We start from the raw sequence: 2,186 nt of genomic DNA on the forward strand, positions 1-2,186 counted from the left end.
CTGGACGTGACCCGTACCGCCGAGGAGCTGACGGAGGTGGCGGTGCCGAGGTTCGCCGACTTCGCCGCCGTGGACCTGCCCGGCTCCGTCCTCTTGGGCGACGAGCCCGAACCGCTGGGGGAGGGGATGGCGCTGCGCCGGGTCGCGCTGGGCGCCGTCCACCGCGACTCGCATCTGTACGAGGCCGGCGACCGCGTCCAGTACGTCGCCTCCACCCCGCAGGCCCGCAGCTGGGAGACCGGCCGCTCGGTGCTCGAACCCGTCCTCGCCGAGGCCGGCGGCTGGCTCGCCCAGGACCCCGCCCGCCTCGAACGCGCGCTCGCGGCCGGCATCCACTCCCTGATCACCGTGCCGCTGCGGGCGCGCGGTACGACCCTCGGCGTCGTCAGCTTCTACCGCTCGCGGCAGCCCGCCCCGTTCGAGGACGACGATCTGTCGCTCGCCCAGGAACTGGCCGGCCGCGCGGCGATCTGCGTGGACAACGCCCGCCGCTACACCCGCGAGCACAACACCGCCCTCGCCCTCCAGCGCAGCCTGCTGCCCCGGGGCCGCCCCGAGCAGAGCGCGGTCGAGGTCGCGTACCGCTACCTGCCCGCGCAGGCGGGCGTCGGCGGCGACTGGTTCGACGTCATCCCCCTCTCCGGCGCCCGCGTCGCCCTGGTCGTCGGGGACGTCGTCGGCCACGGTCTGCACGCCGCCGCGACCATGGGCCGGCTGCGCACCGCCGTCCACAACTTCTCCTCCCTGGACCTGCCCCCCGACGACCTCCTCACCCACCTCGACGATCTCGTCGCCCGCCTCGACCGGGGTGAGGGCTGGGCGGTGGAGAACGCCCACGAGGACTCCGGCATCATCGGCGCGACCTGCCTCTACGCGGTCTACGACCCGGTCTCCCGGCACTGCACCCTCGCCCGCGCCGGGCACCCCCTGCCGGCGATCGTCGGCCCCGGCGGTCATGTGGACCTCGTCGACCTGCCGTCCGGGCCGCCGCTCGGCCTCGGCGGCATGCCGTTCGAGACGGTCGAGCTGGAACTGGCCGAGGGCAGCCGGCTGGTCCTCTACACCGACGGCCTGGTCGAGGACCGCCACCGGGACATCGACACCGGCCTGGAACGGCTCCGCGCCGTCCTGTCCGGCGCCGACCGGACCCCGGAGGACACCTGCGACGCGGTCCTCGACGCGCTGCTCCCGACCCGGCCGTGCGACGACGTGGCCCTGCTCGTCGCCAGCACGCACGCGCTCGGCGCGGAACGGGTCGCCCAGTGGGAGCTGCCCGGCGACCCGGCGGTCGTCTCCCGTGCCCGCGTGGCCGCCACCGAGCAACTGACCGCCTGGGGCCTGGACGACCTGGCCTTCACCACGGAACTCATCGTCAGCGAGCTGGTCACCAACGCCATCCGCCACGCCACCGGCCCCGTCCAGCTCCGCCTGCTGCGCGACCGCGCCCTGATCTGCGAGGTCTTCGACGGCAGCGGCACCTCGCCCCGGCTGCGCCGTGCCCGCACCGAGGACGAGGGCGGCCGTGGCCTCTTCCTCGTCGCCCAGCTCACCGAACGCTGGGGGACCCGCTACACCCCCGACGGCAAGATCATCTGGGCGGAGCAGCCGCTGCCGTGACCCGACGTCAGCGCCAAGTGCGGGCTGCCCGCCCAGCTCGATCTACTGGCACTTCAAGGACGAGGACGACCTGATCGCCGCGGTCGTCGAGCGCGGCATCGAGACCTGGCTCGCCGCGGGCGCCCACCCGGACGAGGGGACGGGCACCGCCTTGGAACGGATCACCGCCATGGCGGCGAACGTCGCCCGATCCCTGCTGGAGTCCCCCGACTTCCTCCGCCTCGGCCTGATGCTCGCCCTGGAGCGCCGCCCCGAGGAACCCCGCGGCCGGGCCGTGTTCCTCCAGATCCGCGCCGTCGCCGCCCAGAAGGTGAGCGAAGCGATCGAGGAGCTCTTCCCGACCCTGGACACCACCGCCGTCCGCACGCTGACCACCTACGCCGTGGCGGGCGCCGACGGTCTCTTCGTCCCACGCGAAGTGGACGGCGACACCGTCGACCTGGTGGCCCTGTTCGCACTCCACGCCCGGCGGATCCACCGGGCGGCGACGGACATGGCGACGACGGGGAACATGACGACGACGGGGACATGGGAACGAGGTCGGACATGGGAACGAGGTCGGACATGGG

The 2,186-nt window shown here is 74.0% G+C and carries 1 protein-coding gene and 1 pseudogene; both read left to right on the forward strand.

Annotated elements, in window-relative coordinates:
* The coding region (locus tag AOK23_RS17635) for an ATP-binding SpoIIE family protein phosphatase (protein ID WP_157878064.1) at positions 1 to 1,617 on the forward strand (1,617 nt) is incomplete at its 5' end.
* Between the two features lie 6 nt (positions 1,618 to 1,623).
* Positions 1,624 to 2,116 (forward strand): annotated as a pseudogene (locus tag AOK23_RS45110) (TetR/AcrR family transcriptional regulator); the annotation flags it as partial.
* Positions 2,117 to 2,186: the final 70 nt, after the last annotated feature.

It is taken from the genome of Streptomyces torulosus (assembly GCF_001419765.1).
Taxonomy (GTDB): domain Bacteria; phylum Actinomycetota; class Actinomycetes; order Streptomycetales; family Streptomycetaceae; genus Streptomyces; species Streptomyces torulosus.